Genomic DNA, 824 nt, shown 5'->3' with positions numbered 1-824 from the left:
TGTGTGCACGCTCTTTTGCTTGCGTTGTTTATGGCTATTGAGCGTCTTCGGTAATTGTGATGGGTTTTGCTGCACGAACGTATTCGCCACATCGCCAATTTGATTATTGAAACGATAAGTCGTGTCTAGGTGGTGTACCGTAGAGTGAGCGAATCGCTCTTTAAACCCAGTAATCAAGTCCACATCTGCGCCCGCAAACTGATAAATCGCTTGCCAGTCATCGCCTACGGCAAACAAGGTTGCGCCAGGCTGCTTCTCTGTTGATTCACATAACGCTTCGATCAACGCCAAACGATCTGGAGAGATATCTTGATACTCATCGACCATAACAAAACGCCAAGGCGATACGAACTTCCCTTTATTCACGTAATCCGTTGCTCGACTTATCATGGTTGGGAAATCGACTTGATTGCTCTCTTTGAGCATTTTTTGCCATGCAGAAAAGCACGGCCAACACAGTGCTAATTCGCTATTGAGGCGCGTATAGTCTTGGTGATCCACCAACTTCTCTTGCACTTGCTTTTTTGTTAAACCAACAGCAGCTAAATGCGACAATTGAGAATCCAACCAAGCAATTAGCTTCGGATTTTCCGAATGGCTACCCAGCTCATCATCACCTTTCAGGTAAGCAATAGGCCATTTATCTAAATGCTTTTGCCAACGTTTGAAATTTGTTGGTGTCATCCAGTGCTTTTTCAACCAGTCGACACACCAAGCCGTGCGTTGGTTATCGTCTAATGCAAGAGGGCTAATTTCGACAGGCTGCTGCTCGACTTGATTAAGAATGTACAAGCCGAGTTGATGAAAGGTATTGACTCTTACGC

1 protein-coding gene is annotated in these 824 nt (G+C 45.1%); it reads right to left on the bottom strand.

What is annotated here, in order from left to right; genetic code table 11:
• Positions 1-824, bottom strand: an 824-nt coding sequence (locus tag R7E78_RS25695) for a UvrD-helicase domain-containing protein (protein ID WP_318058550.1), incomplete at both ends; no start/stop codon positions are given.

The sequence above is a fragment of the Vibrio sp. YT-19(2023) genome (assembly GCF_033337395.1).
The sequence above is the reverse complement of the archived record's forward strand: the minus strand, read 5'-3'. Positions and strand labels throughout refer to the sequence as shown.